The sequence below is a fragment of the Microcoleus vaginatus FACHB-2002 genome (genome assembly GCF_040004035.1).
In the GTDB taxonomy this organism is placed as follows: domain Bacteria; phylum Cyanobacteriota; class Cyanobacteriia; order Cyanobacteriales; family Microcoleaceae; genus Microcoleus; species Microcoleus vaginatus_C.
Genome location: NZ_JAMPLN010000007.1, coordinates 142649 through 161575, shown reverse-complemented (window position 1 = coordinate 161575; position 18927 = coordinate 142649). Strand labels below are relative to the sequence as shown.

At 45.7% G+C, this 18927-nt stretch carries 15 protein-coding genes; 8 read left to right on the top strand and 7 right to left on the bottom strand.

The features are described from left to right. Nucleotides 1-18: 18 nt before the first annotated feature. Nucleotides 19-831 (top strand): sulfotransferase family 2 domain-containing protein, encoded by an 813-nt coding sequence (locus tag NDI35_RS08895; protein ID WP_445312412.1) that lies wholly within the window; start codon nucleotides 19-21, stop codon nucleotides 829-831. Nucleotides 832-881: 50 nt separating this feature from the next. Then, the gene (locus NDI35_RS08890; protein WP_445312411.1) at nucleotides 882-2393 is read left to right on the top strand and encodes a class I SAM-dependent methyltransferase; all 1512 of its coding nucleotides are present in this window, start codon (nucleotides 882-884) and stop codon (nucleotides 2391-2393) included. 49 nt (nucleotides 2394-2442) lie between these two features. Here NDI35_RS08890 and NDI35_RS08885 read toward each other — a convergent pair whose 3' ends face one another. From NDI35_RS08885 to NDI35_RS08860, 6 genes are all read right to left on the bottom strand, one after another. Beyond that, a complete protein-coding gene (locus NDI35_RS08885) occupies nucleotides 2443-3330 on the bottom strand; it encodes a glycosyltransferase family 2 protein (RefSeq protein ID WP_445312410.1) in 888 nt (295 codons plus the stop codon). A 63-nt stretch (nucleotides 3331-3393) separates the two neighbouring features. Next, nucleotides 3394-7083: a glycoside hydrolase family 99-like domain-containing protein gene (locus tag NDI35_RS08880; RefSeq protein WP_445312409.1), complete on the bottom strand. Its 3690-nt coding sequence runs from the start codon at nucleotides 7081-7083 to the stop codon at nucleotides 3394-3396. Nucleotides 7084-7637: 554 nt separating this feature from the next. Further along, nucleotides 7638-8243 (bottom strand): 50S ribosomal protein L25/general stress protein Ctc, encoded by a 606-nt coding sequence (locus NDI35_RS08875; RefSeq protein WP_445312408.1) that lies wholly within the window; start codon nucleotides 8241-8243, stop codon nucleotides 7638-7640. A gap of 64 nt (nucleotides 8244-8307) precedes the next feature. Next, on the bottom strand, nucleotides 8308-8676 hold the full coding sequence (locus NDI35_RS08870; RefSeq protein ID WP_333144866.1) for a hypothetical protein: 369 nt from the start codon (nucleotides 8674-8676) through the stop codon (nucleotides 8308-8310). A gap of 17 nt (nucleotides 8677-8693) precedes the next feature. Continuing rightward, entirely contained in the window at nucleotides 8694-9131 is a 438-nt protein-coding gene (locus NDI35_RS08865; protein WP_445312407.1) for a hypothetical protein, read from the bottom strand. Between the two features lie 54 nt (nucleotides 9132-9185). Then, a complete protein-coding gene (locus tag NDI35_RS08860) occupies nucleotides 9186-10526 on the bottom strand; it encodes an adenylosuccinate synthase (RefSeq protein ID WP_445312406.1) in 1341 nt (446 codons plus the stop codon). 399 nt (nucleotides 10527-10925) lie between these two features. On the opposite strand from NDI35_RS08860, the gene NDI35_RS08855 reads away from it, so the two are divergent. Beyond that, complete coding sequence (locus tag NDI35_RS08855) at nucleotides 10926-11963, top strand: adenosine deaminase (RefSeq protein WP_445312405.1); 1038 nt, start codon at nucleotides 10926-10928, stop codon at nucleotides 11961-11963. Nucleotides 11964-11970: 7 nt separating this feature from the next. Here NDI35_RS08855 and NDI35_RS08850 read toward each other — a convergent pair whose 3' ends face one another. After that, nucleotides 11971-12189 carry a hypothetical protein gene (locus NDI35_RS08850; protein WP_445312404.1) on the bottom strand — a complete coding sequence of 73 codons (219 nt, stop codon included), beginning with the start codon at nucleotides 12187-12189 and terminating at the stop codon, nucleotides 11971-11973. Nucleotides 12190-12212: 23 nt separating this feature from the next. Here NDI35_RS08850 and aptA point away from each other — a divergent pair, with 23 nt between their 5' ends. From aptA to NDI35_RS08825, 5 genes are all read left to right on the top strand, one after another. Continuing rightward, a complete protein-coding gene (aptA, locus tag NDI35_RS08845) occupies nucleotides 12213-13517 on the top strand; it encodes an omega-aminotransferase AptA (protein ID WP_445312403.1) in 1305 nt (434 codons plus the stop codon). Between the two features lie 266 nt (nucleotides 13518-13783). Continuing rightward, entirely contained in the window at nucleotides 13784-15262 is a 1479-nt protein-coding gene (locus tag NDI35_RS08840; protein ID WP_445312402.1) for a TldD/PmbA family protein, read from the top strand. 132 nt (nucleotides 15263-15394) lie between these two features. Beyond that, nucleotides 15395-16741: a TldD/PmbA family protein gene (locus tag NDI35_RS08835; RefSeq protein WP_445312401.1), complete on the top strand. Its 1347-nt coding sequence runs from the start codon at nucleotides 15395-15397 to the stop codon at nucleotides 16739-16741. 232 nt (nucleotides 16742-16973) lie between these two features. Next, nucleotides 16974-18098 carry a THUMP domain-containing class I SAM-dependent RNA methyltransferase gene (locus NDI35_RS08830; protein ID WP_445312400.1) on the top strand — a complete coding sequence of 375 codons (1125 nt, stop codon included), beginning with the start codon at nucleotides 16974-16976 and terminating at the stop codon, nucleotides 18096-18098. Between the two features lie 110 nt (nucleotides 18099-18208). After that, entirely contained in the window at nucleotides 18209-18913 is a 705-nt protein-coding gene (locus NDI35_RS08825) for a hypothetical protein (RefSeq protein WP_445312399.1), read from the top strand. The last annotated feature ends 14 nt before the right edge of the window (nucleotides 18914-18927 follow it).

The window sequence follows — 18927 nt, the reverse complement described above, 5'->3', positions numbered from 1 at the left end:
CAAATTTATAACTTTGTCATGAATAAATTATCCTTGGATTCTCAAGTAGAAATCATCTCCGTCCACGTACACAAAACAGCGGGAGGAACGTTTGGGAGAGTTTTAAAACAGATTTACGGTGAGTCGCAACTTTTTTCTGACTATCAGGGGGAAAATTTAGAAACAGTTCTAGTAAAATTGTTGGCTCAACCGCAAGCTAGGGTGATTCATGGTCATTTCCCGGCAGAAAAATACCAGGAACACTTCTCATCGGCAAAAAGAATAATTTGGCTGAGAAATCCAATTATTCAATTCATTTCAGGTTATTTTTTTTGGAAGTCGCAGTCCCAAAAAGGTGTTGTGTTCAGTGAAGAACATAAGTCTATGCTTGACAACAACATGAGTCTGTTGGAATTTGCAGAGTTCAGGGCTACACACTTCATAAATCCCTTAGCTAATTTCTATTGTCGCGGTGTGGATTTAACTGATTTTTACTTTGTTGGTGTTCAAGAATTTTTTCAAGATGATTTAGCCGAACTGAAGCAGATGCTAGGTTGGCCGGATTTTAAAATGGAGGTTTTTAATCAAAACAAGTATCCTAATTATTTAGAGCATTTAAAAGAAGCATTGGAGGACAAAAAGCTGCTGAATAAGCTAATAGCTATGAACCGACAAGATCTACAACTTTATCAAACAGCCTTAGATCTGAGAGCTAAGCGTAAAAAGCTATCTAATTCATGGGAACAGTACGAGCTAGATTTGAAGTTATCGCAGCAGAAGCTGCAACAGATTCAGGGGGGGCTTGAGCGAAAGCAGTCTTTGATATCTAAAAAAGTCGCTCTTTTCAATTAAAATCAAGGATTAATTCCTAGCTCCTAATGAAGTTACAACCGAGAAATAAAATGACTGAATCAGCTTCAATTGAAATTCTGGATGTTGTCCTGTTATCCGTAGAAGATTCCGAATTGCTGTGGGCTTTTAATATAGACAGCCCTCGGAAGCAGTTACAGAGTGACACAGACAAGATTTTTGTTTATGGTTGGGTATTGGGTAAAAAGTACCCAGTAGTGGCCGTGAAAGTAATTAGCAGCGGCACACTCATCCAAAAACTGGCTGTTAATAATCCTCGCCCGGATGTAGCTAAAATTTATTCCAATGTAGCCCGTTCAGAAAGCTGTGGCTTTTCGGCAGAAGTAGGAGTGAGCGAACTGCCACAGGAAGCTGAGTTACTTCTTGAAGCAGTCTTCTCAGATGGAAACAGTGTGCCGATAGCAACGGTGAGATTTCGGCAGAAGCTGCCCCGTTTAAAGCAGATTCAGGCAGAGATAAAGCTTTCTCAGGCTCGATTGCAGCAGATTCAGGCAGATTTGGAGCAATACCAGTCTTTGCGACATCAAGTTCAAGAGCAATCTCAACGCTTCGAGTCTCAAGATTACCAGACAGGGCAGCAGTTACAGGTGGTATCGACGACGAATTTATCCGAAGCATCTATCAGACATCCGCTGGTAACAATCGCTCCTTCAAAACCGGAGGTAGTTGCATCGGGAAGCACTAACGCTGCGATCTTAACTTATACGTCTGGCATGAGCGATAGCGAATGGTTGGAGGTACTGCTTAAAAGCCTCGATCACGGTATCGTAGAGGGCATTGAAATGCCGGGATTTCCGCCCGAAGAACTTCAGCGTCAGTTTGTTGGAATGTCAGGGTCACAGGCTCTTAATGAAGCGTTTAATTTCTATTCTGAAATCAAGCGGTATGCAGGGAAATTGGGGCGGAAATTAGGGCGGGATACTCGAGTTCTAGATTTTGGCTGTGGATGGGGGCGGATAATTCGTTTTTTCCTAAAAGATGTCACAGCAGACAATCTCTATGGCATTGATGTCGATTCAGAGATGACTGACCTCTGTATCAAAACAGTCGGACACGGACACTACAGCGCCATCAAACCGCTGCCTCCTTTGGAATTTTCTGAGGGCAGTTTCGACATTGTTTACGCCTACTCCGTCTTCTCTCACTTGGCGGAACCCGTTCACATTCAGTGGATTGAAGAGTTCTCAAGGATACTAAAACCAGGAGGTATCCTCGTCGCCACTACTCAGGCGCGCAGTTTTATAGAACTTTGTCGCACGCTGCGAAACCAGAGCAATAGTTCTAATAATTGGCATCATGCCTTAGCTCACTCATTTGTGGACACTGAGGCTGCTTTGGCCGATTACGACAGCGGTAAGTTTTTATATAGTCCGACGGGGGGCGGAGGCCCTCGCGACGCATCTTTTTACGGAGAAGCTGTAATCCCCCAGAAGTATGTTGAACAAGAATGGACTAAATATCTTGATTTCTGCGATTTTACCTACGATCCAGAGATCATCCCGCAATCACTGATAGTTATGCAAAAACCTCTTGGCGAGCGCTGATACTAATCTGCTCACAGTGTCGGACAGTGTGAGCAGATTAGCCAAGTACCTACCCAGAGGTATTTAATTTATCGTAGCCATACCAATGAATGAATAGTTCAAATAAGTCAGGCCAATTGAATGGAGAAGGAGCCAAGCGATTTGGCGGCAAACTATTGCGTATCTGCGAGATAAAAGCCGTAAGAATTTTGTGTGTTTCTTGAGAGCCAATCGATCCTAAAGATTCAAAAGAGTTTTTCCCGTGAAAGCGATAGTAATAGAGGTCTTGCTCTAAAAACAGCGGTTCAGTATGTACGATCGACCGAAGGAGAAAGTCCCAATCGTGACAGTACAGATAATTATTAAAGTGACCGACGCGGTTAAAAAGCTCTTTAGTGAAAACAAAATTTCCTGTTGATATACTTACATTGTATGTGAAACAGGCAAACCCCACTGAGGGAAACTGCCTGATTGTTTCTTGAGCCGCGAAATAACTGCGAGCTTGGGGATGAGATTCTGTGACAATCCTGTCATCTGCATCAATATACTGCACGCGGCTAAATGCAAATTCGCACCCTTTAGCCTGCATTTCCTTAACAATCAATTGGAGGCGCTGCGGATGATATGTATCATCCGAATTTAATATTGCAATAATATTTCCCTTGGCTTGCGTTATGCCGTAATTAATAGCAGCATGAGCACCCTGATTCTTGGTGAATGGATAAAATTGTGTGCGGTTGGGAAACCTAGACTCCCAACTAACACTTTGAATTAAACGTGCTATTTCCTCTGATGAACCGTCGGGAGAACAGTCATCAATAATTACCACCTCTAAATTTTCATAGGTTTGAGCTGCCACTGAATCCAGACACCTCTTGAGAAAATCTTTGTGTTTGTAACAGGGAATAACGATCGAGACTAGAGGCAATCCAGAAATACTAGGGTGATTGTTTTGCACCAGTGAGTACCAGCAATAGTTTTACAGTTTGCCAAAATTTAGCCATGTCCAGCTTGTCTGGATCTACAGCCACGTCCATATTTCTGCTTTGGGATCGAAAAGTTCGTGTACTGTTGTCTGTTTAAGAAGGTTGTACATGGCTTCGAGCGATCGGTCTTTGGCTGCGATTCTCTTCTCCAACTCTTCCAGCGATGGATGTAGATATTCTGAGGGAAGACAACGCAACAATTTGATAGTTGTTTGCCAACTGTGCGTACCAGCAAGAGCGTTGCGAGTTGCTAAAAGATAGCTGTGTCCGTATTTCTGATCGGGTTCTAGATGAGCGCCCTCGGCCCATTCATTCCAAGCATTAATAAAGACCAGTCGTTCATCGCCTGAATACCTTTGTTTGGTTTTCTCGATCGAACCGCGCAGCCAAAACTCGTAAGCGTCGGGGCTAGAATTAATATACGCATGAGCTGAACTTCCTCTGCGAGCAGTATTGTCCCATGCAGTCATTGCTCCGGGAAACATTTTAAAATCTGGAAGCTTTGACGACACCATATTGATAGCAGCGTCTTGATAGTCATACATTTTTCCGGTAAAATCACCTCGCATTCCAACAAGTTCTGAGGGTGGAATTTCCCGAGCCGGGACTCCGTGCGGTGGAAACTGCAACGAAGAATCAAAGCCGACACTAACTGGGTCTACATAACCAGAAAAACAAGTAATTGCGAGGCAAAGGTGAACTTCTCCGACACCATTTCTTCTGAAAACCTCTCTCCACTGCTCTGTTAGGCGGATAGGATCTGGCAAAATATCACTGCGATAGACAATGAGTAAGGGTTCGCCATTGATGCGAATATATCGCTCATCAAGCAAAATCGGAATTAAACTTTCGGCAAAAGCTTTATTTTGGTCTGGAGAATGGTCTTGCGCGATCAAAATATCGTGTTCGGCTCCATCCCAGCGTCTTGTCCAGTTTTCATTCGCCCAACAAACACAGAATGGAAAATCCGGTTTCTTTGTTTCCAAGATTCCATCTAGAGGGCGGTGAAGCAGGCGCTTCCCGGCGAACCAATAATAATAATAGCAAAAGCCAAAAATCCCATATTCTTTGGCTAGTGCTGCCTGTGCTTCTCTGGCTTCCGACAGGCGTAAATCATAGAATCCTAGATCGGCTGGAAGATGAGGTTGATAATGCCCTTGATATAAAGGTTGAGCTTTTGTAACTTTAGTCCACTCTGTAAAACCTTTACCCCACCACAAGTCATTTTCTGGGATGGGATGGAACTGCGGCAGGTAAAAAGCGATAAGACGCACGTCCTTCTCTAAAGGTCTATCTTCTGGGCGCTCACTAACCATCATACCGCCTGTGCTGACTGGTTCATGGCTTTTAGGCGTACTCAATACCTCCACGGGCGACTGGTTTTTAATTGGCTCTTTTGTTGCCAATACCCGATCTAACTGCTGGCGGATTTCCCGAGATTCAGGCCGAATCTGCAAGGCCATCTGATAAAAGACGATCGCCCCATCCGGCCAACTGTGCCGCACCAAAGCATCCGCCAACTCAACATAAAGGTCAGCATCATTCGGCGCAATCTCCAGCGCCTTGTGATACAACTGCACGTCATCACGATTCTCCTGAATCGCGCGCCGGTACAAACGCATCGCCTCCTTCAAATCCCACTGCGATCGCATCCTCAAAGCATCAGCCAACTTTTGCGAAAGCCACGGCAAATCCGCCTGAATTTCCGCAGCGCGGCGGTAAGCGGCGATCGACTCATCCCACCGTTCCAGCTTCTCAAAAGCCGTTGCCATGTTGTAATAAGTCCACGCAAAATCCCGATTCAACTCGGCCGCGCGCCGGTAAACATCGATCGCTTCCTCCCACCTTTCCATTTCTAGCAGCGCGTCGCCCAATTTGCTCTGCGACCAGAAGAAATTCGGATTAACTTCGTTAGCACGCCGGTAGGCAACAACCGCTTCATCCCACCGTTCCAAATTCACCAGCGCTTCTGCTAAATTGTTGTGCGCCCAAAAATGGCCAGGATTGAGTTCGATCGACCTTTCGTAAGCCGAAATTGCCTCATCCCACCGTCCCAGCTTAATCAGCGCGTCTGCTAAATAGTTGTGCGACCAACTGAAATCAGGATTTAACTCTGTTGCTTTCCGGTAAGACTCTACAGCTTCTTCCCACCGTTCCAACTTCAGCAGCACATCTGCTAAATTGTTGTGAGACCAGCTAAAATCAGGATTTAATTCGATCGCCTTGCGGTAAGCATTTACAGCTTCCTCCCACCGTTCCAACTTAACCAGCGACTCAGCTAAATTGTTGTGCGACCAAGAAAGATCAGGAGTGTTTCTAATAGCGTTGCTGTAAGCATCTACCGCCGCTTCCCACTGTTCTTGACCCTTAAGTATTTCCCCCAATTGGTGATAAGCTGCGCCAGCATTTGGGTTCAACTCAACCGCGCGCCGGTAACACTCAATTCCCTTATCTACCTTACCTTGATCGATCAAAGTTTTGGCTAAATTCTCGTGTTCCTCAGCCGTCCCGGATTTTGGGTCGATCGCAAATGCTCGATACCAAGCCTCAGCAGCCTCCTCCGACTTGCCTAACTGCGTCAACAGTTTGGCAAAATTGCGAAAAGCACCGGCAAAATCTGGTTTCAGGGCGATCGCCTTTTCGTAAGCCGAAACCGCTTGCTGCCACTGTTCCTGCTGCGCGCAAATGCTGCCGTAATTAGCGTATGCTTCGGCAAAATTTGGGTTAATTTCTATTGCTTTGACATAGCAACTTTTAGCTTCATCAATTTTGCCGCCAGCTTGGAGGGCGTTGCCCAGCATTTTGTAAAGCGGCGCTTCCGGCTTAATTTGTAGCGCCTTCTTGCAAGCTGCGATCGCCTGTTCCAATTTGCCCTGAGCAAAATAGCCTTCTGCCAATATTTTGTAGGCTTCTGGATCTTCTATATTAATTGTAGAATTAACTGCCTGCTGCACTGGCGGCTTAACTGGCGGCTGCACTGGGGGCTTGACTGCGGTTGCTGCGGGCTGCTGCTTGACTGCACCGTTTTTCGCAGTTGCACCCGCCAAAGTTTGCTGTCCCTCGCTGCCGTTTCTCGCATTAGCTGCGTTCAGTTCAATAGCTTTGCGATAATATGCTGTCGCTTCCTCTAACTTGCCTTGTTTTTTGAGCGCTTCGCCCAAATTTTGGTATGCCGTCGCCACATTAGGATTTAATTTTATGGCGCGATCGTAACAGGCGATCGCTTCCGTCAATTTTTCTTGTCGGAAAAAAGCGTCGCCCATATTCAAGTGTTCCCCAGGCGCTACTTTTTCCGGTTCCAAACTAAATGCTTGATACCAGCACTGCTGGGCTTCTTCCGGTTTGCTAATTTGTCCGAATACTTTTGCTAAATTCCGGTACACTCCCGCGAAATTCGGCTTAATCGCGATCGCCTTTTGATAAAATCCGATCGCTTCCTGCCATTTTTGCTGCTGCGCGCCCAGGCTGCCCAAATTCGCGTATACCTCCGCAAAATTCGGTTCTATTTCAATCGCTTTAGCGTACCAGTGTCGCGCCTCTTCCATCCTGCCTTGAGCTTGCAGCGCGTTGCCCAAAGTCTTGTAAGCTGGTGCAAAATTGGGGTGAATCTTCAAAGCTTGCTCGCAGGATGCGATCGCTTCTTCTATTTTTCCTTGGGATAAGTATGTTTCTCCCTGTTGGTTAAATTGAACCGCTGTTGATTCTGTATTCACTGTTGATGGCATATGGGCGGCGGCTCCAGAGGCAGGAATTAAATAGGGTAGTCAAAACGTTTCACAATTATACTCGCGTTTGACACTCACAGTAGGGGGCTTGTTCCCCTAATTCTTAATTTTTTTGATTCCCGGTGCTGGCGAGGAACCGGGATTCTCGGCTGATTTTTTGATTTTACGGCTAAATATCTAACAATCAGTCCGGTTTCTGGCGGATTTGCGGGCCAGTCGCGACTTTTGTAGGTTCTGAACGATCGCCCGTTTTATAAAGAAAAGTAAACACTGCCGGTGCTTGCTTGTGGGATGCTTGCTTGTGGACTGGGCAAGGGAGATTGCACCCTTTTCTATAGGCTTTTTACCGGCGGGCTAGGAGCAACGGCCCACAAGCAACTAATTCACTCTTTGTGGAACAGGGCGGAAAGCCTATTTTTGAGAAGGGTGCAAGATGTGCGATCGAACCCAAACGAGAATAGCCTTTTTAGCAAAAAACGATCGCCCTTTTGGGAGAAAGCGATCGCCCTTTTTCTTCAACCATCAGTTAGTTAACAACTATTAGCAATTACTAATTAAGCTGCTGCGTCTGCCTCTTCTTCTGCGTCTTCTGCTTCAGAACCTGCTTGAATTCCCAGCACGGTAACAACCACCTGATCGGGTTCGCCGAGAGCTACCACTCCCGCCGGCAAAACTAATTCGTGAATGTGCAGCGCATCCCCAACCTTTAAATTAGAAATATCTACATCAATTCCTTCAGGAATGCTGTCAGGTTTGCACTTAACTGCTAGTTGCGTCAGCACGGTATCCAAGATGCCGCCTTCTAACTTGACGCCGACAGCTTCGCCGACAAAATTCAGCGACACTTCAACTTCCAGACTGTCTTGAGTTGCCACGGAGAAAAAGCTCAGGTGGTAAGGATAGCCCTTCCAAGGATGAACTTGAACTTCCCGCAGCAAGGTTTTTCCACTCCAAGAGAGGTCAGGAATGCTGAGGTCAATTAGGGTATTGTTGACTACGTGCTTTTTGAGCAGGTTTTCAACTGTTTTGGCTTTGATGGTAAGGGAAATGGATTCAGATCCTTTGTGACCGTAGAGGACGGCGGGAATCAATCCAGAGCGGCGGAGGGCGTTAGGTTTACTGCCTTCTGCCCGCTTTTGACATTCTACTGCGAGTTCCATTTTATGACTTTCTGCTGATTGTTTTCACATTTTACCAGAATTGTGATATTGCGATCGCGCTCAATTAAATTCGCTGAAGGTATTGATAATTTTCGTTTTCCACACACTTCAGCAATTCCAGCATTTTCCTCAAACGGTACGTTCCTGATTGATACTCTTCTTTTGAAGGGTAATCACCAAGCTTAGTAAGAACTGCATCGCTTTCACTGATGATTGCTTCGCTGAAAATTTTCTTGAACTGCTGGCGAATATCTTGATTTAATTCAACTAGAGGCAGAATTACATTTTCTTCATCTAGGTAAATTTGGGTTTCGACTGATTCGCCACCTATTTTTGAAAAGGCTGATTTTGCTAACCACTCGTAAGTAGCTGCTGTTATTCTTACACTATCGGACGGTTCACCATTGGCTGAATAAAAACTGATGTCAAACATTGGGATTACTCCTGCTACTAAACATCTAGAAACTCGTCCAAAGGAATATTTTCTGCATAAGCTATACCTGCTTTTATAAATTTGGCCTTGCCTGGTCCAGAAATTCTATCGGCACTTACAACTGCAATGACAGTAGCAGTATCAATAATTTCATTAACTGCTTTTCCTGAAAGGTATGTGGTTTTGATTTCTATATGCGGTAAGTTTGTTTTTCTTTCCTCTAAGGTTGACTGTGAATCTTTGATATTTTCTCTCGTGTATTGATTATGAAGATCCCGAATTATTTCTTTTACTTGCGAGGCCTCATTTGGAGCGACAATCAAAATGTCTCCTTTCGGATCGTTGCCAGTAGTTCTCTGGGATGCAATGCCAGCTTCAGCTAACTTTCCGATTACCCAGCCAACCAAATCTCGATGAAGGGTTAGTTGGTAGATCAGACGATCTTCATCGGTCATTGGAGCCTCGTCACACATGAGATAGACCCTTTTTGTCTATTATAACTAAACCTGTTATGATTGTGCTGCTACTGGCGTACCGTCAGCAGAGAGCAAAGCGCGTTTCGGGCCGTGAATCGGGTCTTCTACAATAATAGTTTGGTCGCGGCTGGCACCGAGAGAAACGATCGCGATCGGCACTTCCATCAAATCTGCCAAAAACTTTAGATAATCCAATGCTTGCGGCGGTAAATCTTCCAAATTCCGGCACTCTTCCGTAGACTGTTTCCAACCGGGAAGGGTTTCGTAAATAGGTTGGCACTGAGCAAATATCCGGGAACTTTTCGGGAAATCAACACATTTTTCGCCGTCAATTTCGTAAGCAACGCAAACTTTTATTTCTTCTAATTCATCCAACACATCTAGTTTGGTAATTGCCAGACAGTCAAGGCCGTTGATGCGGACTGCGTAACGGCCGATTACCGCGTCGAACCAACCGCAGCGGCGTTTGCGGCCGGTTGTCGTGCCGAATTCTGCACCTCTCTCGCCCAAAACTGCTCCTATTCCATCTACCATTTCGGTAGGGAAGGGGCCTTCTCCGACGCGGGTTGTATAAGCTTTTGCTACGCCAATTACGCGATCAATCGCTGTTGGCCCGACACCGGTTCCCACACAAGCCCCACCAGCGATTGGATTGCTGGAAGTAACGTAAGGATAAGTACCGTGGTCTAAGTCTAATAAAGTGCCTTGCGCGCCTTCAAACAGAATATTTTTCCGCTTGTAAATTCCCTCATAAATCTTCAGGGAACTATCTACTACGTGCGGGCGCAAACGTTCCGCATAAACTCGATATTCATCAATTACGTCTTGCGGATTTAAAGGCGGCAAATTGTAGAGTTTTTCGAGAAGGACATTTTTACAATTAATCGTCCATTCCAATTGTTCTTGCAACCCTTCCAAGTCCATTAAATCTAGCATCCGAATGCCAGTACGTTCCGACTTGTCGGCGTAAGTAGGGCCAATGCCGCGTCCCGTCGTCCCGATTTTATAATTTCCCCGCTGCGTTTCCGATGCTACATCAATTAATCGATGATAGGGCATCGTGACGTGAGCCGTCTCCGAAATCATCAGCGAGGCTGTCGAAATATTCAGTGCCTCTAGCTGATCTAACTCTGCAATTAAAACTTTGGGGTCAATGACCGTGCCACAGCCGATAATACACTCTTTATCAGGGTAGAGAATCCCGGACGGAATTAAGTGCAGCTTGAAAGTCTGACCGTTTACTACCACGGTGTGACCCGCGTTGACGCCCCCTTGGTAGCGGACAACGATATCTGCGGATTTGCTGAGCAAATCGGTAATTTTGCCTTTTCCTTCATCGCCCCACTGGGCGCCGATCACAACTACGTTAGCCAAGGGTTTCTCGCGTTCAGTTCAGGTTGACACAATCTCCGATTATGTATGAACGTGTCCCGGATGTCAAATAAATTTTTGTTACAATTGAAAGACTTGAGGCTGTATTGCTCTCATCAACCCGCTTCCAGCACTATCGGGGGACTTGGGAAGGGAGAGCCCGAGAGGGGGAGAATGGGAGAGGGGAGAATGAGAGAGGATTTGATGAGTTTTTATGGGAATCCAATGTGCAGATTAAATGTGGAACAGTTTACCTGCTGGAGGTTGTTGGCTGGTATGGGGGAAAACCCGGTTTCTGGCCACTGATGCGTATAGGACTAAATTACAAATTCTTCAATCCTTCAATTCTTCAATCCTTCAATTCTTTCCATCTAAAATCTAAAATCTAAAATCTAAAATCGCATGACTTTACACGCTGAGTTGCACCGCCATCTGGGTGGTTCTGTAGTTCCTAGGGTGCTGTGGCGGTATTTTGATCGCCACAATGCTGAGATGGTTAATCGATTTCAAGAATACTCGGAGTTTGAGGAGTTTTACACTCGTCCGCGCAATAGTCTAAATGAGTATTTGGAACTGCACACGCTGGTAGAAAGCGTTCAAACTGTTGAGACGTTGCCTTATTTCATCTATCGGTTGATGCGGGGCGCTTACGTGTTTGAAAATATGGCTTATTTGGAGTTGCGCTATACGCCTTATTTGCGGACTCCAGAACATTTGGAACAGTCAGAACGCATTGATTTGATGGCAGAAATTGTACAAGTTGTGGGCAAGGCAAGTCAAATTAGCGATTGTCCGATTGTTACTAGCCAAATTTTGTGTATGCACTCGCGTTTACCCTATGAGGTGAATCGGGCGATCGTAGATTTGGCGGCCGGGATGGGAGAATATGTTTGTGCGATCGATATAGCTGGCGGCGATGATTGTATTGGCGAGCGTTTAGAGGAGTTTGTCGGATTGTACCAGTATGCGAGGTCGATCGGCATCAAAACCACCGGCCACCTCTATGAAACTACCTCTGGCTGTTATCCCGAACTTTTGCCTTATCTGATGCGTATCGGCCACGGGATTCAAATTCCGTTAAAATATCCCGAACTGCTGCCAGAAGTCGCGCGCAGGGGTCAATGCTTGGAAGTTTGCCCGACTACCTATCTCAAAACGGGGACGTTACAAGATATGCGCGAATTGAAGGTTGTGTTCGATCGATGTTTTGAAGCTGGCGTCGATATTGCCATTTGCACCGACAACGCGGGATTGCACAACGTGCGGCTGCCTTTTGAGTACGAGAATTTGTTAACTTTGGATATCATTGATTTTCGGCAGTTGCAAGCGTGTCAAGAGGCCGCTTTCCGCCATGCTTTCGCGTGGCCCTACGGGGAGAGGCCTGTGAAAATGCTGACCGGTTTGTTGCAGCATGAGTCTGTGTCCGCGATCGTTAATTAAAGAATATCTATTTAATTAACCACAAAGGCGCGAAGGAAAAGAAAGAAGAAGATAGGTAGATGTCTTCACGCAAATACTCTACTTCAAAATGATAAAAACCTCTTTCTTCTCTTCCTTCGCGCTCTTTGCGTCTTCGCGGTTCGTTTAAAAAAGATATTTGTAAAATTATAATAAGCGTCTGGCGATCGGCAATCGGTAGCAAGTTATAGTTTGAAGGCAGAATCATCAATATAAAAAGATAAAAAAACGATGACAAATATGGACGCTTACTGGATGCCATTCACTGCCAACCGACAGTTTAAAGCGAACCCGCGAATATTGGTTTCGGCAAAAGATATGCACTTTACAACAGATGATAACCGCTCAATTTTAGATGGTACTGCGGGGCTTTGGTGCGTGAATGCAGGACACGCCCGCGAGACAATTGCCGAAGCAGTTAAACAGCAGGTTTTGCGTTTGGATTACTCTCCGGCTTTTCAGATGGGACATCCGGGTGCTTTTGAATTAGCGGAACGTTTGGTAAAGATGATTCCGGGCAATTTCGATCGCGTTTTCTTTACTAATTCTGGTTCGGAATCTGTAGAAACTGCTTTGAAGATTGCAATTGCTTATCACCGGGTGAAAGGTGAAGGAACTCGCCAAAGATTAATCGGCAGGGAACGCGGCTATCACGGCGTTGGTTTTGGGGGAATTTCTGTCGGCGGTATCGGTACAAACCGCAAGTTTTTTGGCAGTTTGCTGACGGGAGTCGATCATTTGCCTCACACTCACAATCTCGAACACAATGCTTTCAGCCGCAAACAACCGGAATGGGGAGCGCATTTGGCGGATGAATTGGAGCGGATTGTCGCTTTACACGATGCGTCGAATATTGCAGCGGTAATTGTCGAACCGGTGGCTGGTTCTACAGGTGTTTTGATTCCCCCGAAAGGTTATTTGGAGCGGCTGCGGGCGATTTGTGACAAATACGGAATTCTGCTGATTTTTGATGAGGTAATTACCGGATTCGGGCGACTAGGCTCTAGTTTTGCAACGGAATATTTTGGGGTGGTTCCTGATATTGTGACGGCGGCGAAAGGGATAACTAACGGTACGGTGCCGATGGGGGCGGTGTTTGTAAAACAAGGCATTTATGATGCTTTTATGAATGCTCCTGAAAATGCGATCGAGCTTTTTCACGGTTATACTTATTCTGGTCATCCTCTGGCTTGTGCTGCTGCTCTGGCGACGCTGGATATTTATGAGGAAGAAAGGCTGTTTGAACGAGCTGATAAGATGGCTGGTTATTGGGAAAATGCGGTGCATTCTTTGAAGGGGGTGCGGCACGTAATTGATGTTCGGAATCTGGGACTGGTGGCGGGTATTGAGTTGGAATCTATTGCTGGAAAGCCGGGGAAACGGGCTTTTGATTGTTTTATTCAGTGCTATGAAAAAGGCTTGCTGATTCGCACGACTGGTGATATTATTGCTTTGTCGCCACCGCTGATAATTGAGAAAGAACATATCGATCGCCTTGTGGAAATTTTAACCGGGGTTTTGCAGGAGATGGAGTGAGATTAAACTGAGATATTGCCCAATGATAAACAACAGGCAAGATGCCTGTTCCACAAAGAGTCAATTTATTGTGGGGTGGGTATCCTGCCCGCCATTAAACTCACTCTTTGTACTATTTTTAAGAACAGGCAAGATGCCTGTTCCACAAAGAGTGAATTTATTGTTGGGTGGGCATCCTGCCCGCCCATAGAAGGCTTGTTAAAAATGGTTCAAAAAATTGAAAAGCGCTATAATAATTAACAACTAACGACGAATGACGAATAACTATGGTGCAATTAACTGCAAAAATCTCTGCTAACGAGTTAGCAAATTTAGCTGTAGATTTGATTCGGAAAACAGGTTGCGAGTACGGTGATGTGCGTTTTTGCACTTACCGAAAGCAGAATCTTTACGCGCGCGATCGATCTTTAAGTCAACTGTCAGATAATGTAAGTTCCGGTTTTGGCGTGCGAGTGCTTCTAGACGGCGCTTGGGGGTTTGCCGCCAGTCACAGCAAAACACCGGCAGAGGTTGCAAGAATAGTCGCTTTGGCTGTAGAAATCGCTAAAGGCAGCCGCTTAACTCAAAAGGAACCGGTGCGGTTAGTGCCTGTCGAAAAATATATCGATACCTATGTAACTCCCATCGCCATTGACCCTTTTTCTGTATCGGTTGCTGAGAAAGCTGAACTGCTGCTAACTATCAACGAGAAGCTGCTAGCACACGGCGCACAAGGCATCAAAAAAGCTTCTTCTTTTTTGCAGTCAAGCCGCGAAGACAAGGTTTTTGCTTCTACAGAAGGCTCGCTAATCGAACAAACAATCTACCGCAGCTATCCGGGTTTTGGCTGTACGGCAATTGCGGGCGGCGATGCCCAAAGTCGCAGTTACGAACGCCCGCCGCTGAATATCGGTTACGAACATATTAATCCAGATGATTTGTTGAGTCAAGTCGAAAGAGTTGCCGCTGAAGCTATTGAGAAAGTGCGCGCTCCCAAAATCCCGGCTGGTATTTGCAAATCCCTGATTCTCAAGCCGACAAATTTGTTCTTAACTATTCACGAATCTGTCGGACATCCAACTGAATTAGACCGGGTTTACGGCTACGAATCTAATTTTGCTGGCACTAGCTTTGCTACTACTGATAAGTTAAATAAACTGCAATACGCTGCACCTTGGGTGAATTTTAAGTGCGATCGCACTCAACCAGGTGGCCGCGGTACAATGGGTTACGATGATGAGGGGGTAAAATCACAAGATTGGTACGTTGTCAAGGATGGAATTTTAGTTGATTATCTCACTGACAGAGAGACGGCTTATCGCCTCGGACGCGGTAGCAGCAACGGTTCTGCTTACGCTGACAGTTGGTCGAGCGTGCCGATGGTGAGAATTCCCAATTTGGGATTGGAGCCGGGCCCGGATGGCGGCAGCCATACTGCTACTTTGGCAGAGATGATTGCGGATACGGAAGACGGGATTTTAATCGACGGTGTTGGCAGTTTTTCGATTGACCAACAGCGGCGCAATTTTCAATTCGGCGGCGATGCTTTTTGGAAGGTGGAAAAAGGTAAAGTTGTCGGTATGTTGAAGGATGTAACTTATCAGGCGATGACTACTGATTTCTGGAATCAAATAGATGCGATCGGGCCGGCTTCGGAGCTGGTTCAGTGCGGTACTAATATATGCGGAAAGGGCGAGCCGATGCAGGTTGCTCAAATGACTCACGCTTGTGTGCCGGTGCGAGTGAGGGATATTCAAATTGGGTAATAGGGCATGGGGCATGGGGCATGGGGCATCGGTTCTTAGTTATTAGTTAATTGCTAACAATGCCCAATTCCCAATGTCCAATTTGCAATGCCCAATTCGCAATGCCTAATTACCAATGCCTAATTACCAATCATGATTGTAACAACATCGCCCGCAAGTTTAAGTGAAGACCAAGCCTTATCTGTAGTAGAAAAAGCAGTCAAACTATCCAAAGCAGAGGAAGTATTTGTCAGTCTCTCTACTGGCGAGGAATCTCTTTCGAGATTCTCGGAAAATCAAATCAGCCAAAATATCAGCAAAACTGTATTTAGCCTGAGCATTACTAGCTATTTCGGTAACAAAAGCGCCTCTGCTGCTGTTACAGAATTTGATGAAGATGCGATCGCCTCCGCAGTCAAGCGATCGGAAGAATTGGCCAGAATTGCGCCGGCAGACCCCGAATGGATGCCGCTGCTGCCGCCTCAAACCTACGATTTGCGATCGCCCGCATTCGACACAGCAACGGCCACTGTATCGCCTCTAGCGCGGGCCAAAATGGTGCAGCAAGCTTGCGCCATTGCTTCCCAGGGAGGCGCTCATGGTTCGGGAACTTTGAGCGCTGATGCGTCGCTGTACGCGATCGCCTCGTCAACCGGACTCCGCGCCTGCAACCAATCTACAGAAGCGGATTTCAGCTTTACTGCTCGCGTTGAAGACGGTTCTAGTTGGGCTCAGAGCACTGCTTGGAGTATCAACGAATTGCCGATCGCCCAATTAGCAGAACAAGTGCTCGATCGGGCGATCGCATCCCGCAACCCGCGCCCCATCACTCCCGGCGTTTATCCGGTAATCCTTGACGGTGCTGCTTTTGCGGGCTTGCTACCGTGGGTGATTTGGGGGCTGGATGCGAGGGCGGCGGATGAGGGGCGATCGTTTATGTCGATCGCCGATGCAGAGGGAAAACCAGCAGGAAACCGCGCCGGGGAACAACTTTTTAGCCCGTTAGTGCAAGTGCAGCGCGATCCGGCTCATCCTTTGTTGCGATCGAATACTTTTTTCGGCGACGGATTGAGCAATAACTATTTGGAAATCATCAAAGATGGCGTCCCTCAAAGCTTGTCTTATTCCCGCTACTGGGCCGCACAAAAAGGCAAAGAGGCAAAAGGTGCTTATTACCCGATCGTAATGACAGGTTCCGACCAAAGTTTAGCAGATTTAGTTGCTCAAACCGAGCGAGGAATTTTCGTCAGTCGAGCTTGGTACGTGCGCTACGTTAATCCGAAAACATTGGAAGTAACGGGAATGACTCGCGACGGTACTTTTTGGATTGAGGATGGCAAAATTGCTTACCCGATTAAAAATCTGCGTTTCAATCAAGTTTTACCTGATATGTTGCGCGATGTGGATGCAGTTAGTGCGGTAAAGCGTTGCGGCGGTAGTGTCGTGCCCGGAGTGCGTGTGAAAGCTTTTAATTTCACCAGTATTACTGACAGTTTGTGACTTGCAGCGGTGAGGTGCGCGGAGGCGCACCCTCTGGGCGTTAGTTTTTGTGCCGATAAGGTAGATCGGGTGCAGGTTCGGGCGAGCGCCTGTTGACAAAGCTGTTAGGAAAAGTAGTATTTTTTTTACCGAGGCATCTAGCTTAAGGTAGACTATTGTTTGTGAGAGTTAGGATTTAAACCAGCTACTATCTAATTTAGAGCGATCGAGAAAAAGCAATTACCAATTATCAATGAATCAATATTTTGCTACAGTTGCGCGCGGTTTAGAAACAATTGCCGCCCAAGAATTAGAACGTTTAGGGGCACAGGATGTCAAGCCAGATTTTACTGGGGTTTACTTTGCGGGCGATCGCGCTTTATTGTACCGCGTCAATCTGTGGTCGAGAACTATTTTTCGAGTGCTAATGCCGATCGCCGAATTCCGGTGTTACAACTCGGATATGCTCTACCGCGAAGTGCAGAAAATCCCTTGGGACGAATACTTATATCCCGACAATACTTTAGCAGTAAACTGCACCGGCGGCAACGAAAAGTTGAACCACACTCACTTTACAGCTTTGCAGGTCAAAAATGCGATCGCCGACCAACAGCGCCTTCAATTTAACAAGCGTTCTAATGTTGATGTAGAGCATCCCGATTTGCTAATTAACCTTCACATTCATCAAGATAGAGCTATTTTAAGTTTAGACAGTTCTGGCGGCAGTTTGCACCGCCGGGGATATCGACCGGCGATGGGGCTTGCTCCCCTCAAAGAAACCCTAGCTGCGGCTTTGTTGGAGATGGCAGAATGGACGCCTGATTTGCCGTTTTTAGACCCGATGTGCGGTTCGGGAACTTTGCCTTTGGAAGCGACTTTAAAGGCCTTGAATATTGCACCGGGATTGTTTCGAGAAAAGTTTGGATTTATGACTTGGCGGGATTTTGACGAACCTTTGTGGGATAAATTGTGGGCGGAAGCGGAAAATAGTGAGTTACCGGAACTTAAAGAGGTGATTGCAGGGTGCGATCGCGATTCCGATATGTTAACCCAAGCTCGCACGAACGCGCAGCAAGCTGGTATTTCCGGTAAGATTCAGTTTGCTCAAACCGAGCTATCTCAGTTGGAAGCACCCGCAGATAGAGGCGTTTTGATTTGCAATCCTCCCTACGGAGAACGCCTGGGAGATGCGAGCGAATTAGGAGATTTGTACAAGATGTTGGGGGATATTTTCAAGAATCGTTTTAAAGGTTGGAATGCGTTTATTTTGACAGGAAATAAGGAGTTGGGTAAAAAGGTTGGACTCAGGACATCGCGGCGAATTCCGGTTTTTAATGGGTCGATTCCGTGTACTTTGCTCAAATATGAACTGTATTAGGGGAGAGGATCGGGAAAATTGGGGTAATGACCAAGCTACTGCAAAAGTGGATAACCAAGAAAGACGTGCAGCTATGGTATAATTGCTCCGGCTACAGTTAAGTTGAGCTTTTGGATACTGCTTTAGAATCATTTTTATTCCCAGCTTCTAAAAATATGAAATCTAATTTTATAGTGTGGGGTGCAATTAATTTTAATATATTAAAATTAATTATCGTACTCTGTCCCTATTCTTTAGCTGGTGTGGCTCTTGACTTGTGGGCGGGATTATTTGGTATATTTTTTGTGGTGATTTATGTTTTTTATATATTTTTAGACAAACAAATACTGTTACAAAATCCCAACAAATTAGCTACCAAAATAGTGGCTTTTTCTTTGATTATTTCCACCTGCACATTAATTTATGATATTGGTAACTTACCGAAATATGTGATTGGTATAGTTGTTATTGGGGAAGGAAGAGGAGACATTGTACAAGTTGTACAATCACCCAATCAATTAAAATCTATTTATTGCTACTACAACGGAGATTTAATGTTAAACGATCGCGATGATACCACAGGGTCATGCGGTCTCAGGTTAAGATACAAGTTAGTCCCTTTTCTTGAAAAAAAAATTTACTCTTATGACGGGCAAGAGCTTTATTTTAGAGTAAATGAACATGAAAACGAACCTAATGTGCCACCTTTGCCTCCGAAGAATACAGGTGACAAAGCAGAGGCACTAATAGTAAAGGAAAAAAAGAATATCTGCCGAATTAAATGGCTCAACAATAATCAAATTCAAATACCGACTGGGGAAATTATTTCACCTTGATCAGAGGTATGTCA

Bases quoted from the DNA above. Each gene is read 5' to 3' on its own strand.
- NDI35_RS08855 (WP_445312405.1), top strand. From the start codon at position 10,926: ATGACTTTACACGCTGAGTTGCACCGCCATCTGGGTGGTTCTGTAGTT.
- NDI35_RS08880 (WP_445312409.1), bottom strand. From the start codon at position 7,083: ATGCCATCAACAGTGAATACAGAATCAACAGCGGTTCAATTTAACCAA.
- NDI35_RS08835 (WP_445312401.1), top strand. From the start codon at position 15,395: ATGATTGTAACAACATCGCCCGCAAGTTTAAGTGAAGACCAAGCCTTA.
- NDI35_RS08830 (WP_445312400.1), top strand. From the start codon at position 16,974: ATGAATCAATATTTTGCTACAGTTGCGCGCGGTTTAGAAACAATTGCC.
- NDI35_RS08840 (WP_445312402.1), top strand. From the start codon at position 13,784: ATGGTGCAATTAACTGCAAAAATCTCTGCTAACGAGTTAGCAAATTTA.
- aptA (WP_445312403.1), top strand. From the start codon at position 12,213: ATGACAAATATGGACGCTTACTGGATGCCATTCACTGCCAACCGACAG.
- NDI35_RS08870 (WP_333144866.1), bottom strand. From the start codon at position 8,676: ATGTTTGACATCAGTTTTTATTCAGCCAATGGTGAACCGTCCGATAGT.
- NDI35_RS08875 (WP_445312408.1), bottom strand. From the start codon at position 8,243: ATGGAACTCGCAGTAGAATGTCAAAAGCGGGCAGAAGGCAGTAAACCT.
- NDI35_RS08890 (WP_445312411.1), top strand. From the start codon at position 882: ATGACTGAATCAGCTTCAATTGAAATTCTGGATGTTGTCCTGTTATCC.
- NDI35_RS08865 (WP_445312407.1), bottom strand. From the start codon at position 9,131: ATGACCGATGAAGATCGTCTGATCTACCAACTAACCCTTCATCGAGAT.
- NDI35_RS08850 (WP_445312404.1), bottom strand. From the start codon at position 12,189: ATGATTCTGCCTTCAAACTATAACTTGCTACCGATTGCCGATCGCCAG.
- NDI35_RS08895 (WP_445312412.1), top strand. From the start codon at position 19: ATGAATAAATTATCCTTGGATTCTCAAGTAGAAATCATCTCCGTCCAC.